Source organism: Aerosakkonema sp. BLCC-F183 (genome assembly GCF_041929145.1).
In the GTDB taxonomy this organism is placed as follows: domain Bacteria; phylum Cyanobacteriota; class Cyanobacteriia; order Cyanobacteriales; family Aerosakkonemataceae; genus Aerosakkonema.
Genome location: NZ_JBHFNU010000021.1, coordinates 14,656 through 35,078, shown reverse-complemented (window position 1 = coordinate 35,078; position 20,423 = coordinate 14,656). Strand labels below are relative to the sequence as shown.

Annotated in this window: 12 protein-coding genes; 6 read left to right on the top strand and 6 right to left on the bottom strand. The window is 42.6% G+C overall.

Annotated features, from left to right (window positions below; all coding sequences use genetic code 11):
• Positions 1-148: 148 nt before the first annotated feature.
• The 3 genes from ACE1CD_RS05265 to ACE1CD_RS05255 form a co-directional block, all read right to left on the bottom strand.
• Positions 149-1,000 carry a hypothetical protein gene (locus tag ACE1CD_RS05265; RefSeq protein WP_374798689.1) on the bottom strand — a complete coding sequence of 284 codons (852 nt, stop codon included), beginning with the start codon at positions 998-1,000 and terminating at the stop codon, positions 149-151.
• A gap of 323 nt (positions 1,001-1,323) precedes the next feature.
• On the bottom strand, positions 1,324-1,497 hold the full coding sequence (locus ACE1CD_RS05260) for a hypothetical protein (protein ID WP_374798687.1): 174 nt from the start codon (positions 1,495-1,497) through the stop codon (positions 1,324-1,326).
• 50 nt (positions 1,498-1,547) lie between these two features.
• On the bottom strand, positions 1,548-2,297 hold the full coding sequence (locus ACE1CD_RS05255; RefSeq protein WP_374822119.1) for a 4'-phosphopantetheinyl transferase family protein: 750 nt from the start codon (positions 2,295-2,297) through the stop codon (positions 1,548-1,550).
• Positions 2,298-2,337: 40 nt separating this feature from the next.
• Here ACE1CD_RS05255 and ACE1CD_RS05250 point away from each other — a divergent pair, with 40 nt between their 5' ends.
• From ACE1CD_RS05250 to ACE1CD_RS05230, 5 genes are all read left to right on the top strand, one after another.
• Positions 2,338-5,709: an amino acid adenylation domain-containing protein gene (locus ACE1CD_RS05250; RefSeq protein WP_374822116.1), complete on the top strand. Its 3,372-nt coding sequence runs from the start codon at positions 2,338-2,340 to the stop codon at positions 5,707-5,709.
• Entirely contained in the window at positions 5,706-10,520 is a 4,815-nt protein-coding gene (locus ACE1CD_RS05245) for an amino acid adenylation domain-containing protein (RefSeq protein ID WP_374822113.1), read from the top strand. The genes ACE1CD_RS05250 and ACE1CD_RS05245 overlap by 4 nt, the downstream gene beginning before the upstream one ends.
• Positions 10,521-10,685: 165 nt before the next feature.
• Positions 10,686-11,288: a type IV toxin-antitoxin system AbiEi family antitoxin domain-containing protein gene (locus ACE1CD_RS05240; protein ID WP_374798679.1), complete on the top strand. Its 603-nt coding sequence runs from the start codon at positions 10,686-10,688 to the stop codon at positions 11,286-11,288.
• 225 nt (positions 11,289-11,513) lie between these two features.
• On the top strand, positions 11,514-11,918 hold the full coding sequence (locus ACE1CD_RS05235; RefSeq protein WP_374798677.1) for a glycosyltransferase: 405 nt from the start codon (positions 11,514-11,516) through the stop codon (positions 11,916-11,918).
• Between the two features lie 36 nt (positions 11,919-11,954).
• Entirely contained in the window at positions 11,955-12,284 is a 330-nt protein-coding gene (locus tag ACE1CD_RS05230; RefSeq protein ID WP_374798675.1) for a hypothetical protein, read from the top strand.
• 198 nt (positions 12,285-12,482) lie between these two features.
• Here ACE1CD_RS05230 and ACE1CD_RS05225 read toward each other — a convergent pair whose 3' ends face one another.
• The gene (locus tag ACE1CD_RS05225) at positions 12,483-13,910 is read right to left on the bottom strand and encodes a glycine zipper domain-containing protein (protein ID WP_374822110.1); all 1,428 of its coding nucleotides are present in this window, start codon (positions 13,908-13,910) and stop codon (positions 12,483-12,485) included.
• 1,000 nt (positions 13,911-14,910) lie between these two features.
• Here ACE1CD_RS05225 and ACE1CD_RS05220 point away from each other — a divergent pair.
• On the top strand, positions 14,911-17,025 hold the full coding sequence (locus ACE1CD_RS05220) for an EAL domain-containing protein (RefSeq protein WP_374822108.1): 2,115 nt from the start codon (positions 14,911-14,913) through the stop codon (positions 17,023-17,025).
• A 115-nt stretch (positions 17,026-17,140) separates the two neighbouring features.
• Here ACE1CD_RS05220 and ACE1CD_RS05215 read toward each other — a convergent pair whose 3' ends face one another.
• Positions 17,141-19,828, bottom strand: a complete 2,688-nt coding sequence (locus tag ACE1CD_RS05215) for a glucosidase (protein WP_374798669.1) — start codon at positions 19,826-19,828, stop codon at positions 17,141-17,143.
• Positions 19,829-19,844: 16 nt separating this feature from the next.
• Complete coding sequence (locus ACE1CD_RS05210; RefSeq protein WP_374822105.1) at positions 19,845-20,405, bottom strand: sugar O-acetyltransferase; 561 nt, start codon at positions 20,403-20,405, stop codon at positions 19,845-19,847.
• Between the last annotated feature and the right edge of the window lie 18 nt (positions 20,406-20,423).

The following is a 20,423-nucleotide window of genomic DNA, read 5'->3' as shown; positions in this document are numbered from 1 at the left end:
GACGAAGAAAGGAAGAGCGATATTATCAGTAATAATGCCTATAAGGTGAGTAAACTTTAAGTTTACTCACCTTATAGTAGCAGATTGCAATTATAGCAATTCTAAACGATCCGTAAAAGGTACTTTCCTTTCTGCGCGACCTTTACAGTTAATTAGCGCTCAAAATAGACCATTTCACGGTTTGAGTACCACTATTGTCATAATATACACCTTGTTGGTCGTTGTTGATGAAGGATACAGTTTCGCCCGGTTGAAGCTCAATTGTTTGTTTTTTGCCGTTAGCAACAGCTTGGTCATTTTTGAGAGCGACTAATGCAGCTGGTTTGATGTGGGAGAAACGCACATAGGGTTCTCGTCCCGAATTCTCCGGATTGCCATTAGCATCTACTGGATTCGCAAATATCCATGAGTCGCCATAATTCCACGAGCCCTCAGCTTGAATTTGCAATGTTATCTTTATATGTGATTCGTTAGTTAAGCTGGGAAGGTTTTGTTCCTCATTTGCGTAAACAGTAAGTTCGCCTGTGGGTAGTTCATAATTTTCATTGTCCGGCTTAGAGACAATAGAGCCTTCTTTAGTTTCGCCATTGCCGTCAGTCTTAATACCCGCAATAAACCACTTAATTTTGAGACTGCCTTTGTTGTCGTTATAAACGCCTTTTTGGTCATTATTGATGAAAAATACGGTCTTGCCCGGTGGGAGATCGAAAGTCTGCCCCTTACCGCTCGCCACAGCTTTGCCGTCTATTTCTGCCACTAGCGCTGCTGGGGTGATATTTGGGTATCGCAGATATGGGTTTCGCCCCATATCCTTCGGATTGCCATCGCCACTTACTTCTTCGCCAAATCCACCTTTGCCGCCATAAGTCCAAGTTCCCTCGGCTTCAATTTTCAATGTAATTGTTTTGCTGGAGTTATTAGTCAAGCTGGGAAGGTTAGTTTCCTCTTTTGCTTCGACGGTAAGTTCGCTGCTGGGTAGCTTTATGCTGGATTTTGTCATGGCTTTTTGGTGTTTGTTTACACGAGTAACTTTAGCATAAACCTCTTCATAAGCAAGCAATATTTGGGGCAATTATGTATTTTTTATAACAAAAAACACGAGTATAAAGGTAGGAAAAGTAGGTAATTTTTTTCGGTAATATATTATCTCATTTATCTTATGGCATTGATAAAAAAGAAATATAACTGCACCGCCAGACCTATAAAAAAATGCGATCGCTTTTATGGTGGCGATCGCACTTTGATTATGGTATAGGTAGAAACGCATTAAATTACGTCTCTACTGTATTTGTGAGGAAGAGCCGTTCTGACCTCAAGAATGAATTAGGAGGTCATCGCTGGTTCGGTTACTTGGGTAAAATTCAAACCGTTGACTTGTTCGCTATTTGGTTGTATAGTTTTAGCGGCATCGGAAGATACTGCTCGATCGCGGCTCAAGTCGAGCTTGACGACACGCCATTGTGCTTCTTCCACTTTTGGCAGCCTCAGTGTTAACATACCATTCTTCAAGTTAGTGGGGAAAACCTACTTAAGCAGTGAGATTTTCATTACTCCACCCATTCCCAGCAGCTAATGTTAAAGCCGAAACCTTGTACTGCGATCGCACCCACGTAGCCAGGAAAAGGGTTCAAATGCTGGAAGAACCAACCAGCAGCTAATTGCCGATCGCCTTTAATACTGAGTAGCCTAGCAGGTTCTCCCGGCACTAGGGAAACATCAAACTCATCTAGGGGTAAAGCTAAGCCATCACCAATTGCTTTAACGTATGCTTCTTTGCGAGTCCAGCAATTAAAAAACGCAGCTTGTTTTTGACTGGAATCGAGGTCGCGCAACACAGCATATTCTTGCTCAGAAAAAAAGCGTTTGGCAATTTGTTCCGCATCTTCCATCGGACGGATTTGTTCGATATCGATACCGAGTTCGCGATCGCGAGTAACCGCATATAAAGCGACCCCATCAGAGTCAGATAAATTAAATCGAATTGTCTCCCCACTACAACTTTTTGCCAGTGCAGGTTTGCCGCGAGAAGCATAATCAAACTGCAATTGCTTCGGCGACATATTCAAGTAGCGACCCAACAGCGTTCTAAGAAGGCCACGGCGAACAATGAAACGTTTTTTATGTTGCTCAAAATAAAAGCGATCGGCCCTCTTTAGCTCATCCTCAGAGAGAGTTTGTGCCAACTGCACCACCCGCACGTCTGTTAAGTCAATATCGGCACACCAAATATGAATATCATTACTCGACAATGTAAAGTCTGCTGGTGGAGTATCCCAGAGACAAGCAGAAATAGCCATTATTAGTTATCCTTTACGAGGGAGAAACAAAAAAAAGATTATGCCAAATTTTTCGGAAAATATAAATACAGATAATTTAGGAGAAGTCAATCTTCCTCAAGAAGAAGATGTTTTCATTTTTCCTGCCTCTTTTGCTCAGCAGCGACTGTGGTTTATCGACCAATTGGTTCCCGGCAAAAGCTTTTACAATGTGCCGACAGCAATTCGCCTGACAGGTTCGCTCAACCTAACCGCCTTAGAGCAGACATTGAATGAAATTGTACGACGACACGAAGCTTTGCGTACCGCATTTGGGATGATGGAGGGGCAACTCGTGCAGGTAATTGCTCCTACTTTTAACATATCCCTACCCGTATTCGACTTGCGGCATTTGCCTACAGAAGAACGGGAGACGGAAGCAAAACGCATCGTCAGCGCAGAATGCGATCGACCTTTCAATTTATCGACTGGCCCATTGCTGCGATCGATGCTGTTTGAGCTTGCCGATACAGAACATATTTTATTGCTGAATATGCACCATATTATCTGCGATGATTGGTCGATTGGGGTGCTAATTCGGGAACTGAGTATTATCTACACAGCGTTTGCAAAAAATTTACTTTCTCCTCTGCCAGAATTACCTTTACAATATGCAGACTTTGCTCACTGGCAGCGCGAATGGTTGCAAGGCGAAATGTTGGCGACTCAGTTAGCTTATTGGCGACAGCAATTAAACAGCATTTCTATACTAAATATACCTACCGACAAACCAATATCGGCTAAACAAAGCTATCAAGGAGCAAGGGAATTTTTAGAGTTACCAAAACATTTAGCCGATGCGCTAGAAACACTTTCTCAGCAAGAAGGCGTTACCTTATTTATGACATTGCTGGCGGCATTGCAAACATTGCTTTACCGCTACACCCATCAGGAAGATATTGCAGTCGGTTCGCCGATCGCAAATCGTAACCGCAGCGAAATTGAAGGATTAATTGGTTTTTTTGTCAATAGTTTGGTATTGCGTACAAACTTAAGTGGAAACCCAACTTTTCGGGAACTGCTAGCGAGAGTGAAACAAGTAACGCTGTCCGCATACAGCCACCAAGATTTGCCTTTTGAAAAGCTAGTTGAGGAACTGCATCCAGAGCGAAATTTAAATCGACATCCGTTATTTCAAGTGGTGTTTGGTTTCGAGAATGCTCCCATGTCCGCACTAGAACTGCCTGGGTTAGTGCCTAGCTTTATGAATATTGACTTGACAACAACTCGCTTTGATTTGGAGTTGCATTTGTGGAAGTGTTCGGAGGATTTCAGAAGTTTATGGGGAGGAAAGTGGGAGTATTCGGAGGGGATTAGAGGCGTAGTGGTTTACAACACCGATTTATTCGATCGAGCTACGATTGTTAGAATGTTGGGACATTTTAAAACGCTGCTGTCAGGTATCGTTGCCAATCCAGAACAACGAATTGTTAATTTACCGTTATTGAGCGAAAATGAACTATATAAAATATTAGTTGAATGGAATAACACGCAGGCAGATTATCCTCAAGATAAGTGTATACATGAATTGTTTGAAGAAAAAGTGGAGCAATATCGTGATGCGATCGCAGTTAGTTTTGACGGCAAGCAACTTACTTACGGAGAGTTGAATATCCGCAGCAACCAACTAGCACATTATCTCCAAAAATTAGGTGTAGCTTCGGAAGATTTAGTAGGCATCTGTATGGAGCGTTCTGTAGATACGATCGTCGGGTTATTGGCTATCCTGAAAGCGGGGGGAGCTTATGTGCCTTTAGACCCAAGTTATCCATGCGATCGCTTAAATTTGATGATAGAAGATGCCCAAGTTTCAGTATTGCTAACACAAGAAAATTTAGTTAAGTATTTTGACAATTTTTCCAAGCCAGTCCTTAATATAAATAAAGACTGGCAAACTATTTCTCAAGAAAGCAAAGAAAACCCAAATAGCAGCGTGACAAGCGACAATTTAGCTTATGTAATTTACACTTCTGGTTCCACAGGAAAACCCAAGGGAGTTGCTGTCAATCACAAAGCTGTAAATCGCCTTGTCTGCAACACAAACTATGTGCAAATAGTACCCGAATATAAAATTGCCCAAGCCTCCAATACTTCCTTCGATGCAGCGACATTCGAGATTTGGGGAGCGTTACTTAACGGGGCTCAACTTGTGGTAATTAGCAAAGATATCATCCTTTCGCCAAATGAATTGGAATGGCAACTTCGCCAACAAAACATCAGTATTTTATTTTTGACCACAGCCTTATTCCAACAAATTGCCAGATCTGCTCCCCAAGCTTTTGGTGGGTTGCGATACCTGCTATTTGGCGGCGAGAATGTCGATCTCAGATGGGTGCAAAAAGTTTTGAAAAAGGCAGCGCCAAAGCACTTAATTCATGTTTACGGCCCTACAGAAAATACAACGTTTTCATCTTATTATCCCGTGCAGGAAATACCAGAATCGACCAGATCTATTCCCATCGGTCGCCCGATCGCCAACACGCAAATTTATCTGCTGGATGCACAATTACAGCCTGTACCTATTGGCGTTGTTGGTGAATTGTACATCGGCGGTGATGGACTGGCGCGAGAATATTTACATCGTGCGGAATTAACTGTCGATCGCTTTATTTCAGTTCCAAATCCAAGAAACCCGGTTTCTCCAAGAAACCGGGTTTCTGTTCTTCTTCCATCGCGTCTTTATAAAACTGGTGACTTAGCCCGCTATAAACCAGATGGCAATATTGAGTTTTTAGGTCGTATCGATAATCAAGTCAAAATTCGGGGTTTTCGTATCGAATTAGGAGAAATTGAAGCCGTACTTTGTCAGCATTCAGAAGTTGCAGAAGCTGTTGTAATTGTCAGGGAAGAAATACCGGGCGATAAGCACTTGGTAGCTTACATAGTTCCTGAAAAACAACCAACTAATCCAAAATCCAAAATCCAAAATCCAAAATCGCATGACTGGCGCGAGTTCGCGAAAGAGAAGTTACCAGACTACATGGTGCCTTCAGTTTTTGTGATGCTGGAATCCGTACCGCTGACACCTAATGGCAAAGTCGATCGCACTGCCTTACCTACGGTAGATACGCTCAGTCTTAATATCGAAGAAGATTATATAGCACCTCGCACTTCTGTCGAAGAGGTGCTAGTAAAAATTTGGGGTAAAGTTTTGGGAAGACAGCAGTTAGGTGTCCACGATAATTTTTTTGAATTGGGCGGACATTCTTTACTCGCAACTCAATTGACTTCCCGAATACGCGATGCTTTCCAAATAGATTTGCCTATACGCACATTGTTTGAAACACCCACTGTGGCGAGTTTAGCTAGGTACATTGAAACAATGTCTTGGGCAGCGAGAAATTTAGATAGCAGTAACTCTACGGCACACGATCGAGAAGAGGTAGAATTTTGAATATAGTTGAATTTTTATCCCAGCTTCGCAGTCTAGATATTCAGGTTTTTGTTGATAGCGATCGCATTCGTTGCAATGCACTTGAAGGAGTTATCACACCTGAACTGCGTGTACAAATTCAAGAACGCAAAGCCGAAATTATTTCATTTTTAAAAGCTGCTAATTCCACAAGTAAAAACAATACTATATCCCTCGTACCTATTTCTCGCGATCGAAATATTCCGCTCTCATTCGCGCAACAAAGATTGTGGTTTTTAGATCGGTTAGTACCTAACAATCCCTTTTATAACGTTCCGGCAGCAGTGCGTCTCACAGGGTCGCTCAACTTAGAGGCACTGTCACAAACTTTTAACGAAATCGTGCGACGTCACGAAGCTTTGCGTACTACTTTCGTAACAATTGAAGGGCAACCAGTTCAAGTAATTAATCCAGCCTTAAAAGTATCTCTACCAATCATCGATTTGCAAGATTTACCACCAGGAGAACGAGAAAAAGAAGCGCGACGACTGGCAGCACAAGCATCTCAACAACCTTTCAATTTGTCCGCCGATCTATTGCTGCGAATAACGCTGCTGCGACTGAGCGAAACAGAACATATTCTATTATTGAATATGCACCATATTGTCTCTGATGGTTGGTCGATCGGCTTATTAATTAGAGAAATGGCAATCCTCTACACAGCCTTTGCCAGCAAGCAACCTTATCCTTTGCCAGAAATACCAATTCAATATGCAGATTTTGCTTTTTGGCAGCGCGAATGGTTGCAAGGTAAAATGTTAGAAACGCAACTTAGTTATTGGCGGCAACAATTAAACGGCATTTCTACACTAAATTTGCCGACAGATAGACCTAGATCGGCTATTCAAACTTACCGAGGTGCGCGTAAAATTATACAATTACCTAAAAATTTGAGCGCAGCGCTAGAGGCTTTTTCGCAGCAGGAAGGGGTGACACTGTTCATGACCCTGCTAGCAGTGTTTCAAATTTTACTTTATCGCTATACGCAACAAGAAGATATTGCTGTAGGTTCGCCTATTGCCAACCGCAACCGCAGCGAAATCGAAGGATTAATTGGCTTTTTTGTCAATAGTTTGGTGCTGCGTACCGATTTATCGGGAAACCCAACTTTTCGGGAAGTTTTAATGCGAGTCAAAGAGGTTACTTTGGGAGCTTACGCTCATCAAGATTTACCTTTTGAAAAGCTGGTGGAAGAACTGCATCCAGAGCGCAATTTGAACCAAAATCCTTTATTTCAAGTTGTGTTTGCGCTACAAAATGCACCGATGTCGCCGCTAGAATTACCAGATTTAATGCTAAGTTCGTTGCCATTTGATACCGAAACGACGCGGTTTGATTTGGAGTTTCATTTATGGGAACCATCTCCCAACAATAAGCTATGGGTAGATAGCGCCGAAGGAATCAGCGGTTTTGTCATTTACAGCACTGATTTATTCGATGAATCTACAATTAATCGGATGTGGGGACATTTTCAAAACCTGCTTGAAAGTATTGTTAGCAATCCCGAACAAGCAATTGCAGAATTACCGCTATTAACTGAATCTGAGCTACACCAGTTGTTAGTCGAATGGAATGCTACTCAAGTAGAGTATCCCAAAAATCAATGTGTTCATCACTTATTTGAGGAGCAAGTCAAGCAAAACCCAGATGCGATCGCGTTAGTATTTGAAGATAAGCAACTCACATATCAAGAGCTAAATATACGCAGCAATCAACTTGCACATTACCTACAAAATATGGGTGTTGGCGCAGAAGTTTTGGTTGGTATTTGTGTAGAACGTTCCTTTGATATGGTAATTGGGATGTTGGCCATCCTGAAAGCAGGCGGAGCTTATCTTCCTTTAGATCCAACTTATCCGTCCGAGCGCTTAAACTTTATGCTAGAAGATGCTCAAGTATCAGTTTTATTGACGCATGATCGCTGGTTTAGCAGAGTGCGATCGCAAAATTCAAAAATTATATGCTTGGACAAAGATTGGCAAACTATCGCTCAAAAAAGCGAAGATAATCCGAGCAGCAACCTTACAACAAACAACCTCGCTTATGTCATCTATACTTCTGGTTCTACCGGAAAACCTAAAGGAGTTCAAATCGAACACAAGGGATTATTAAATCTCATCTATTGGCATCAAAAAACCTTTGCAATATCACCGAGCGATCGAGCTACACAGATTTCTGGCGTAGCATTTGATGCTTGTGTTTGGGAAATTTGGCCCTATCTTAGTGCAGGAGCTAGCATTTATTTCACAAATGAAGAAACTAAGCGATCGCCCGAACAAATTCGAGATTATTTAGTATCGAAATTAATCACTATTAGCTTTTTACCAACACCTTTAGCGGAAAAAGTTTTATTATTAGATTGGCCGCACGCAGTAGCTTTGCGAACCTTACTCACAGGCGGAGACAAACTACATCACTATCCTATAGTTGAATATCCTTTTCAGCTATTTAATAATTATGGGCCAACAGAAAATACTGTTGTGACAACTTCCGGGATAGTTCCTGTCAGCAAGCAAGCCGATGTAGCGCCTGCGATCGGTCGTCCTATTGCCAACACACAAGTTTATGTGCTGGATAAACATTTACAACCTGTACCTATTGGCATTCCTGGGGAACTGTACATAGCTGGTGATGGACTGGCGCGAGGTTATTTAAACCGCTCGGAATTAACAGAAACGCGATTTTTCCAAAAAACCGGATTTCTCCCAGAAGTACGCCTTTATCAAACAGGCGATTTAGTTCGGTATAGAGCAGACGGTAACATCGAATTTTTAGGTCGTCTCGACGAGCAAATAAAAATTCGCGGTTACCGCATTGAATTAGGCGAAATAGAATCAGTACTCAGTCTGCATCCAGCCGTGCTACAAACAGTAGTAACCAACCGCGAATATGCAGGCGAAAATCGTTTAGTAGCTTATATTGCGCTGAATCCAGAATACAGCAGCGAACAAGCACAAATTAAAGAAAAGCAATTGCAGAATGAGCAAATTTCCCAATGGCAAATGCTCTACAACGAAACTTACAATCAATCTGTCAACCATCCAGATCCTACATTTAATATTGTCGGTTGGAATAGCAGTTACAGCAATCAGCCAATCCTAGCAGAGCAAATGCAAGACTGGGTGAATAACCAAGTCGCACAAATCCTCGCATTGCAACCCAGCCGCGTGTTAGAAATTGGCTGTGGAACGGGTTTATTACTATTCAGAATTGCGCCTCACTGCCATAAATATTGTGGAACCGACTTTTCTTCTGCTTCGCTTAACTACATCCGACAGCATTTGCAAAACCAAAAATTACCTCAAGTAACGCTGCTTCAAAAAATGGCTATTGATTTTGAGGGAATAGAAGCTAAAAGTTTCGATGTGGTAATTCTCAACTCTGTTGTGCAATATTTTCCCAACATAGACTATCTTTTGCGTGCGATCGAAGGCGCTATTAAGGCAACTGCTCCCGGTGGTGTTATCTTTATAGGAGACGTGCGTAGCCTGCCGTTGCTGCAAGCTTTCCATGCCTCGGTGCAACTGCATCAAGCCGAGCCATCTCTCACCCGCGAACAGTTGCAGCAACGGGTACAAATGCAAATTTTCCAAGAAACTGAATTAGTTATCGACCCAGCTTTTTTCAGTGCATTAAAACAGCACTTTCCGCAAATTAATGACGTGCAGTTGCAGTTGATAAGAGGTTGTCATCATAATGAATTAACTCAGTTTCGTTATAATGCGATTCTTTATATTGGTGTTGAAAAAGATGGTGAAAGAACCCCACCCCAACCCTCCCCGCAACGGGGAGGGAGCCAGAGCATTCTTACTTCCCCCCGTGGCGGGGGGATGGAGGGGGGTAAACAGGCTTCCCCCCGTGGCGGGGGGATGGAGGGGGGTTTTCCAGACTGCTTGGACTGGGAGAAAAATAACTTAACTATCTCAACAGTGCGGCAGATATTGATTGAGAATCAACCGGAAATTTTAGGCATCGCCAATGTGCCGAATGCGCGGGTAATGGCAGCGGTAAAAACGGCAGAATGGCTATTCAATACAGAAAAGTTTGCAACTGCAATCCAGATGCGAGAAGCTTTGCAAAAGCTCGATCGCATAGGAGTCGATCCAGAAGATTGGTATGTTCTAGATGTACCGTACAACATAGATATTAGCTGGTCAGATTCTCATAGCGAAGGGCGCTACAACGTAGTCTTGCAACGACAAGATGCAAGCAGCAAAAAATTAATTTTTCCACACACCACTCAGTTACGTCCGTGGCAAACATACGCCAATAATCCCCTACAAGCTAAAGCCGCACGTAAATTAGTGCCGCAATTGCAGATGTATCTGGCAGAAAAGCTACCTGAATATATGATGCCTTCGGCTTTTGTAGTGTTGGAATCTTTGCCTTTGACGCCGAATGGAAAAGTCGATCGCCGCGCTTTACCCGCACCCGATCCAATTAAACCAGAATTGGCAGCAGGTTATGTTGCACCTCGAACTCCTGTTGAGGAAATATTAGTGAAAATTTTTGCGGAAGTTCTGGGAGTTAAGCGAGTGAGTATTCACGATAATTTCTTTGAATTGGGAGGACATTCTTTACTCGCGACTCAGCTTGTTTCCAGAGTGCGCGACTCTTTCAAGGTGGAGTTGCCTTTGCGTAGCGTTTTTGAAACACCGACAATTGCCGAATTATCTAAGGTGGTGGAAAGTTTTAAAGATAGTAATACTGAAAGTAAAGCGCCTGCTTTGGTGCCTATTTCTCGCGAGAGTCGGCGGATGAAGCTGTCATCATTGAACAAAGAAAGCAAATAGAGATCTCTTGCAGCATTTAATTAACATATTAAGCCCCAAACCAAGTTAGCTATTTGCATATGGCAATAAAATTTGATATAATACGCAGCCAAAATCAGGAACTTGTGACAAAATGTAGGTATATATTTATAAATACCGACGCTTTGTAACAACGTGGAGAGTTATATGGCTAATTCCAAAGCTGCACAAGTGCTGGAACGAGTGAAAAATCAAGGCGTTATCCGATCGAGGGACTTCCAAGAGGAGGGAATTGAGCGAGAGTACCTGCGCCGTCTGGAACAGCAAGGGCTGCTAATGCGATCGGGCCGTGGTATCTATACTCTGACTGATGCCGAGCTGACAGAGAACCACAGTCTCGCTGAAGCCAGCAAGCGCGTGCCTCATGCTACTGTCTGTCTGCTCTCCGCACTCCGTTTCCACGAACTCACAACCCAAGCGCCTTTTGAGGTTTGGCTGGCTATTGACAATAAAGCACGTACTCCAAAGGAGGATATTCTCCCCCTGCGTATTGTGTATATGTCTGGCCCATCTCTGAGTGCTGGCGTTGAAGAACATCAAATTGAAGGAGTGCCAGTACGAGTCTACAGCCCCGCAAAAACAGTGGCAGACTGCTTCAAATATCGCAACAAAATCGGACTGGACGTTGCGATCGAAGCTCTACGTGACTGTTGGAAAAAACGCCGCAGCACAGCAGATGAAATTTGGCACTATGCCAAAATTTGCCGAGTTTCCAACGTTATGCGTCCCTATCTTGCATCAGTTGTATGAGCCAAAATCAGCATCTGTAGCGAAAGGAGAAACATTTGATAAAGTCTGGATACCACCTGGAGCTTGGCAGAATCCTGAGCAAGCGAAGACCTCTGACCCTCCAAAACCTCAATAACGACTCTCATAGGGTTGATAAAAAATAAATGTTGAGCAATTAGCACAAGTATTCATATTTCTGTATTAATTTAATAATCGATTTTTTTAACTAAGGTGGAGAGCCAATAAATGTTAGTTTCCGTTATTACGCCCACAACTGGCGATCCTTTATTAAAGCAAAACGTTGAAAGTATACAAAATCAGGACTATAAAAATATCGAACATATAATCGTCATCGATGGCAAGGAAAGAGAGGATGAAGCTTTCAAGATAATAAATAAAATCGAACTTAAGAAACAAACTTATGTGGTAACTTGGCCTTATGCTACGGGAAAAGATAGATTTAACGGACACCGAATCTATGGGGCGAACTGTTATTTAGCGAATGGCGATTATCTGGTGTTTTTAGATGAGGACAACTGGGTGGATGAGAATCACATATCCTCATTAGTCGAATTGGTAAGTAAATGGCAATTAGATTGGGCTTACTCATTAAGAAAGATTCTCGATCGCCAAGGCAACTTCATCACTTAAGATGATTGCGAAAGCCTTGGTAAATGGCCATCATTTTTGAACGAAAAAGATCATTTAGTTGATGTTAACTGCTATTTTCTCAAAAAACAAGTAGCAGTTACAATTTCCCCTCTTTGGTATAGAAAAGCTAAAGAACCTGGAGTTCAAGATGTAGATAGAGCTATGTGCGCCAATCTTATAAAATTATACCCTAATTTTGAAACTACAGGTTTTTACACTGTTAATTACCGAGTTGGCTCGACGGAAATATCAGTTAAACCGGAGTTTTTTATAGAGGGGAATAAAATCATCAAAAATAAATATCCTGACGAGTACCCTTGGCGTAATTCAAAATGGAGTTTAATAAGCAATAAAGAAAGCTTTTAGTCGCTGCGATCGCAACCAACTTTAGCCATATTTTACGATAAAGGGTGGGTATCTTATTGACCCACCCTCTATCAAAGCTAATAGACATCTTCTCCAAAAGAATCTCAAATGGCAGGCAGGATGCCTACCCCACAAGAATTTTTGGAGATGTCTAATTAACTACTAGCTTTAAGCAAACAAAAAGCTTAAGCAAATTTCTTACAGCGGTGTGCTGCGATCGATAATTCTCCTGTTTTCAGCATCAATGTTTGACTGTCGCCGACGCATCTCCTCTTCGGATTCAACAAAGTCGTCGTCCGCTGCTTTGGGAGCGTTAAAATCTGCGGTGGTAGACATTGGTGATTGAATGTAACCAGTATCTGCATATGCTTCCATTGGAGCGACATCTCCTGGATAAAAGCTTGCACTAGCAGGAGTTGCTGGCATTACCGTATCTACAGGGGTAATGGCTGGTATTCCAGTTTCTACAGGGGTAGTGCGGTTGTCAAGAATAGTCACATAGGAGACATCCTCAACTGCACCTTTTCCTGACTCCTCTATAGAGGATTTGGCTGACTCAGCTTTATCCTTGACAGCATTGCCGACATCTCGAACAGAAGATTCGATTTTCTCAGCGCTACCTTTAACGGCATTTACTACAGAAGGTTTGGCTTCCTGAGCAGTATCGCTGACAGCATTGCCGACATCTCGAACAGAAGATTCGATTTTATCAGCGCTACCTTTAACGGCGCTTACTACAGAAGGTTTGACTTCCTGAGCAGTATCGCTGACAGCATTGCCGACATCTCGAACAGAAGATTCGATTTTCTCAGCGCTACCTCTAACCGCGTTTACTACAGAAGGTTTGACTTCTTCAGCAGTATCTCTGACGGCGTTTCCTACACCTTGAACAGAAGTTTTAATTCCCTCAGCGCTACCCTTAACTGCTTCTACTACAGAAGGTTTAACTTCTTGAACAGCACTCTTTACGGACTGCGCTACATCTTTTACAGAAGGCTTAACATCCTCAACTGCTTCGTTAAGAGTTTGGGCGGCATTTACTACAGAAGGTTTGGCTTCTTCAACTGTACTTCTTACCGACTCGGCCATACCTACTACAGAAGGTTTGGCTTCTTCAACTGTACTCCTTACCGACTCGGCTAAACCTATTACAGAAGGTTTGGCTTCTTCAACTGTATTCTTGACGGACTCGGCTATTCCTACTACAGAAGGCTTGACTTCTTCAAGCGTACCTTTTGCTGCATCGCCCACATCTTCTACAGTGCGGTTAACTCCTTCGGCTACACCTTTGACGGCATCTACTACACCTTCTACTGTTTGACTGACACTTTCACCTGCATCGTTACCGGTGAGACCGCCAGCTACTGCGCCCGCTAAAGCACCAATCATTGCACCAGGACGACCGCCAATTAAACTACCAATTGCGGCTCCAGCTACTCCACCAGCAGCAGCGCCAATGCGCGTAGCAACTGGATGACTGGCAGATCGATCGCTCGTTTCTTGAGTGTTTTCGCGATCGTTCTCACTCTTGACAATCTTTTCTTCTGTTGAAGAAGCATCAGATTGACTCATATTATATTGGACATTCTCGTCATCCTGAGAAAATGTCTGTTCGTTCTGATTCATCTCTATTCTTTCCTCCGTAAATTTTTTTGTCCGTTCAGCAAGGGAATATCTAAACTGTCTTCCTAATTGTTAACCACTGAATCTTTCCAGCTAATAACTTTCAGATTTTGAGTAGCATAACCCGCTCGGCTGCGGTTTTTTTCACCAACAATAAACATAACAACTACAGGCGCTCCCCAACACCGCTCCACCGAAAGATATCGCTAAATGCCTTGTCAGTCTCTGGTTGTAAGCTTTTGGTTGATAGGAGTAATTACGCATTGGAAATCATTATCTAATGTGCATCTCTGGATCGCAATTAAATCCCACCAAAGATGAGCAAAAATTTACCAAACCTATCTATGGGTTGATGAAAAAACTAAATATTGTTAAACAAACAGAGGTATTAATCTTCCTGTTATACCTTAATACTGACATACCGATCGTGCTGTGTAGTGCAAAAATGTTCGTTCTGAGGATTAAGTTAATCATAACTCTGAAAAAGTTGCGAATTTTGAAGTAAGCTGGAAGGATAACGCGGGATATACCCGTTGGAACCAAACTATTGCAAATAATATGTATGTTTTTATACTAAGTAAATTTTAAAGACAGGACTGCAATCGGCGATCGTCAAATGAACGATCTCTAATCATGGTCGAGAGATTAGTTTATTAAGTCTTCTGTGGCTTAAAGGGCAAAGTTAAGCGTGCAATTAAGATTCAAGCCTGATACGGTAATCAATGTTACGGTTAACACAATGGATTTTTCTACCGGAAGACAGATGCTATTTATATATATCAGAACTATATTTGGGTTTTAACAAAAGTATTAAGGCTAGTATTGTCAATTTAACTTAAACAAACTGTTTTTGAGAGCTATGATGTGAAAGTACTTAGATCGAAAAATATATTGGATTACAAACGGTATAGGCATTCTTCTGGCCGCATAGTACTTGCGAAGGGTTTCTATTACAATTTTATTCGGCGCAGTAGAACTGTTATTTGCTGAGAGGTCAATACAGATGGAGAGCGAAAAACGCTACTGCGCTGCGATCGAACAACCTTCCGGAGGTATTTATTTTGTTGATGTTGATAGCAAAGGTATTCTGGAAGCAAATCAGGCCATTTGTAATTTGCTCGGTTACACACAAGAGGAATTTTTGGAACTGACACTTTACGATATCCTTGTTGTTGACAGAGAAATTATTAACTCCGATATCAACCTGCTTTTAACGGAAAAACAATTCTTATTAATTAGCGATGGCTGGAACCGTCGTAAGGATGGTTCCTTAGTTAATGTTGAGGTAAGCCTTAATCTAATTTGCTGCGGCGGCAGGAAAGTTATCTGTGCTGTAGGGCGGGACATTACCGATCGCAAACAGGCAGAAGAGTTGCTTCGCAAGAGCGAGGCGGCAAATCGCGCTCTCCTGAATGCTATACCCGATTTGATGATTAGAATCACTGGAGATGGCACTTACCTGGATGCGATCCCGGCAAAAAATTTTCAGACTTGGACGACTCACCGCGATATGGTGGGTAAAAATATATACGATGTGTTGCCACCAGAAATAGCTCGGCAACGGATGTATTACATCAAGCAAGCACTTTCTACTGGCGAAACGCAAATATATGAGTTTGAGCTAACTTGCGAAGATGCTAAAGTTTCCTATCAAGAAGCTCGTATCGTTGTGAGCGGAGAAAATGAAGTCTTGGTAATTGTGCGCGAAATCAGCGATCGCAAGCAAGCAGAAGCGACGATCCAGTATCACGCTTTTCACGACCTACTGACCGGCTTGCCTAACCGCACAATGTTCGATCGGCACCTATCAACAGCCCTGGCAAATGCCCATAATAGCAAAACTATGCTGGCTGTGATGTTTCTGGATATGGATCGGTTTAAGACGATCAACGATACTCTGGGTCATGCTGTAGGCGATCGATTGTTGCAAGGCTTTGCCGAGAGAGTGAAAGCCTGTTTGCGGGAAAGCGATATCGTTGCGCGTTGGGGAGGCGACGAGTTCACCGTACTGGTGCCCCAAATTACCAGCCCAGAAGATGCCGCAAAGGTGGGGCAACGAATACTCGAAGCTCTAAAGCCAGCCTTTTACCTGCAAGGACACGCTACGGGGGAGGAAACCCCACCCCTACATATCACCAGTAGCATTGGCATTGCGCTCTATCCCCACGATGGTGAAGATGCCGAAACTTTATTAAGAAATGCTGATGCCGCACTATACCGCGCTAAAGAACACGGTCGGAATAATTATCGGTTCTACAAGCCGGAGATGAACGCACAAGCTTCCCAATTGTTGGCGTTAGAAAATCGCCTGCACCAAGCGCTAGAGCAGCGTGAGTTTGAAGTTTACTACCAGCCTCAGATACACATCAACACTGGGGAAATCATCGGTATGGAAGCTCTTGTACGCTGGCGACATCCAGAACTGGGTCTAGTCTCACCAGGACAATTTATTCACCTAGCAGAAGAAAACGGATTAATTGTACCGATCGGCGAGTGGGTGCTGCGGACTGCTTGCGCCCAAAATAAAGCTTGGCAGAATGCGGGATTTTCGCCGTTGCGGGTGGCAGTTAACCTTTCGCCTCGGCAGTTCCAACAACCTAACATCGCATCTAGAGTGGCAATGGTGTTGGAAGAGACAGGGCTAGATCCTCAGTATTTAGAGCTGGAAATTACCGAAACTACTATTATGCAGAATCTTGACTTTGCCAGTGAAATGTTGCGAGACTTGCAAACGTTGGGAGTTTACATTTCTATTGATGATTTTGGTACTGGTTATTCTTCCTTGGGTTATTTAAAAAAGTTCCCCTTTGATAAGCTTAAAATCGATCAGTCTTTTGTGCGGGATTTGAAGGATAACCCGCAGGATATAGCAATTATTTCTGCTATGATTACGCTCGGACGCGGCCTTAATTTAAAAGTAGTGGCAGAGGGAGTCGAGACTCGCGAGCAATTGGAATTATTGCGAAGTTTGCAATCAGAAGAGATGCAAGGTTATTTATTCAGTCAGCCTCTGGCAGTAGAAGAAGCGACAAATTTACTGCACAATCCTTTGATAAAAACCAAGATTTATTGTAGCACTTTCTGCATTGCTTGCAGTCAGAATAAATTGCTTTATTGAAAGCTTAATCATCTGCCTATATTATTAATCTAAATTATTAGAATAATATCGTGATGGCTTGAGCGGACAATAATCTGTACGCTAATAGCCGCATTGTTTCTAAAAGTAAGGGCGCTCAACTAGAAGCGATATTTTTACTCCTATCCTCTCCACACTGTTGAATTAATTCTGCTACTAAACCAGTCCATCCGGTTTGATGGCTAGCACCAAGTCCCGTACCGTTATCGCCATGAAAATATTCGTAAAAAAGGATCGAATCGCGCCAGTTAGGGTCGGTTTGCAGTTTATCAATTTTACCGTAAACAGGTCTATTACCAGAAGAATCTTTTAGAAAAATATTGACAACATTACGAGACAATGCGATCGCCACTTCCCGCAGCGTCATTTCTTGACCCGAACCTGTGGGACACTCGATTTTGAAATCATCGCCCAAGTAAGAATAAAACTTGTGCAACGCTTCTGTAATTAAGTAATTTACGGGAAACCAAACTGGGCCGCGCCAATTGGAATTGCCGCCGAAAAGATTGCTGCTAGATTCTGCTGGTTCGTAATCGACTCGGAATTCGCATCCATTGGCATTAAAAATATATGGATTTTGGGCATGATATTTGGAAAGGCCGCGAATGCCATAATCTCCAAAAAACTCTGTTTCATCCAGCAATCTTTTCAAAATGCACTTTAGTTTACTGCGATAAACAATTGCTAGCAATCTTCTCGCACCGATACCTGGGGTTTCCATGCAAGCGACATTTTCTTTCAAATCCGGTCGATTGTTAATGAACCATTCCAGCCGTTTTTTAAACCCAGGCAGTTTATTTAAAGTTTCCGGTTCCAGCGTTTCGACCGCAAACAAAGGAATCAATCCCACCATTGAACGAATTTTTAACTTTAAATTTTTGTCATCGGGGAGATGCAAAACATCGTAGTAAAAACCATCCGTCTCATCCCACAACGAACCATCAGTATCGCCGATGTGATTCATCGCGTCAGCAATATACAAAAAATGCTCGAAAAATTTGCTGGCGATATCTTCGTAAGCTGAATTTGTTTTAGCTAGTTCGATCGCGATCGCCAACATATTTAAGCAATACATTCCCATCCAGCTTGTGCCATCAGACTGTTCTATATGTCCGCCTGTCGGCAGTTCCGCACTTCGATCGAAAACACCGATGTTATCTAAACCTAAAAATCCGCCTTGAAATACGTTTTTTCCTTCGACATCCTTGCGGTTTACCCACCAAGTAAAGTTGAGCAGCAACTTTTGAAATACTCGCTCCAAAAAACGTTTATCTGCCCGTCCGTACATTTTTTCTTCTATCTGATAAACGCGCCACGCAGCCCAAGCATGAACGGGCGGATTGACATCGCTAAATTTCCATTCATAGGCCGGAATTTGGCCGTTGGGGTGCATATACCATTCCCGCGTCAACAAATCGAGTTGCTTCTTCGCAAAATCGGGATCTACCATCGCCAAAGGAATAGTATGAAAAGCCAAATCCCAAGCCGCAAACCAAGGATATTCCCATTTATCTGGCATTGAAAGAATATCGTCATTATAAAGATGAAACCACTCGCAATTTCTACTGCGTTTGCGTTCTTCTGGTGGTGGTGGAGTAGCGCGATCGCCATTCAACCATTCTTCTACAACATAATGATAAAATTGCTTGCTCCACAACATACCCGCGAAAGCTTGTCGCTGCACGTTTCGCTCATCTTCTGACAGCGATTTGGGAGCAATCCGCTGATAAAATTCATCTGCTTCTTGCTGACGAGTTTTAAATATAACTTCAAATTCCCTACCGAACGGTTGCGATAAATTTGCCGAATCGCTCAGTCGCAAATGGATGACTTTCGTTTCGCCAGCATCAACGGTTAACAAGTAATATGCTGCCACCTTGGTTCCCATATTATTGGGATTGACTGCTGACTTTTGATTATGTACAATATAATTATTAATGCCATCTTTCACGTAACGCGAAGCATTGCTAACACCAAACAATAGTTTGTTATTAGTTTCGTTTTCTGTAAAGAGAAGTTCTGGTGAATCCTGACAGTACAGCCATCTTTCTCCCAATGTGGGGTGCGATGCTTCGATAACGCTGAATTTATTTTCTGTATGACTGACTTTCGCGAATGGTTTATCTTTGATGCCATTCCAAGACCAAGTGTTGCGAAACCAAAGAGTTGGTAACAGATGTAGCTTTCTCGCTTCTGCACCTCGATTGATAATACTAACTTGAATTAAAATATCTTCTGGCGAATTTTTGGCATACTCTACAAAAATATCAAAATAACGGTCATCATCAAAAATCCCTGTATCGAGCAATTCAAATTCTGGCTCTTTGCGACTGCGCCGCCCATTTTCTGCAACTAACCGATCGTATGGAAAAGCTTGGTGCGGATATTTATACAGACATTTCATGTAAGAATGGGTAGGAGTGCTGTCGAGATAAAAATAATATTCTTTGACATCTTCCCCGTGATTGCCTTCATTTCCCGTTAAGCCAAACAGCCTTTCTTTTAAAATTGCATCTTCGCCATTCCAGAAAGCAAGAGCAAAACATAACCGCTGATGGTTATCGGAAATTCCCGCAATCCCATCTTCACCCCAGCGATAGGCGCGAGAACGAGATTGTTCGTGTGTAAAATAGTCCCAAGCGGAACCATCGGGGCTGTAATCTTCGCGGACAGTTCCCCACTGGCGATCGCTCAAATATGGCCCCCAACGCTGCCAATGTGCTTGGCGTTCCCGTGCTTCTGCTAACCTTTTTTCTTCCTGGGTGATGTTTGCTGCTTCGGTCATACTTGAGAGTGCAAAATCAAGATAAATTGCGAATAATTTGGCAGGGATTTCCCACAGCAACAACATTTGCAGGTATATCTTTTACAACCACGCTGCCAGCGCCTATAGTTGTGTTGTCACCGATAGTTACTCCTGGACAAATGATAACATTTCCTCCGAGCCAAACATTATTACCGATTTTGACAGAAGCGGCTAACTCTTTACCGCAAAGACGAATTTCCGGTGAGATAGGATGAGACGCGGTGTAAATTTGAACATAAGGCCCGCATAAAACGCTATCGCCAATCTCCACTTTATTGCAGTCAAGAATGACACAGCCAAAGTTCATGTAAAATTTATCGCCAACATAAGTATTGCTGCCGTAGTCGCAGTAGAAAGGTGGCTCAATTTCAACATTAGCACCAACTTTGGCAAATAATTCCGTTAAAATTTGCGTGCGCTTTTCCGTTTCTTCTTCAGTAGTATTATTGTATACTCTGCTCAGACGACGTGCGCGTTTGCGATCGGCAACTAATTCGGCGTCGGCAGCGAGATATAATTCGCCTGCCAGCATTTTCTCTTTTTCGGTTTTTTCCACTGCCTTAAATGATTGATT

Coding starts and splice junctions, on each gene's coding strand:
- ACE1CD_RS05265 (WP_374798689.1), bottom strand. CDS start 1,000: ATGACAAAATCCAGCATAAAGCTACCCAGCAGCGAACTTACCGTCGAA.
- ACE1CD_RS05260 (WP_374798687.1), bottom strand. CDS start 1,497: ATGTTAACACTGAGGCTGCCAAAAGTGGAAGAAGCACAATGGCGTGTC.
- ACE1CD_RS05255 (WP_374822119.1), bottom strand. CDS start 2,297: ATGGCTATTTCTGCTTGTCTCTGGGATACTCCACCAGCAGACTTTACA.
- ACE1CD_RS05250 (WP_374822116.1), top strand. CDS start 2,338: ATGCCAAATTTTTCGGAAAATATAAATACAGATAATTTAGGAGAAGTC.
- ACE1CD_RS05240 (WP_374798679.1), top strand. CDS start 10,686: ATGGCTAATTCCAAAGCTGCACAAGTGCTGGAACGAGTGAAAAATCAA.
- ACE1CD_RS05235 (WP_374798677.1), top strand. CDS start 11,514: ATGTTAGTTTCCGTTATTACGCCCACAACTGGCGATCCTTTATTAAAG.
- ACE1CD_RS05225 (WP_374822110.1), bottom strand. CDS start 13,910: ATGAATCAGAACGAACAGACATTTTCTCAGGATGACGAGAATGTCCAA.
- ACE1CD_RS05220 (WP_374822108.1), top strand. CDS start 14,911: ATGGAGAGCGAAAAACGCTACTGCGCTGCGATCGAACAACCTTCCGGA.
- ACE1CD_RS05215 (WP_374798669.1), bottom strand. CDS start 19,828: ATGACCGAAGCAGCAAACATCACCCAGGAAGAAAAAAGGTTAGCAGAA.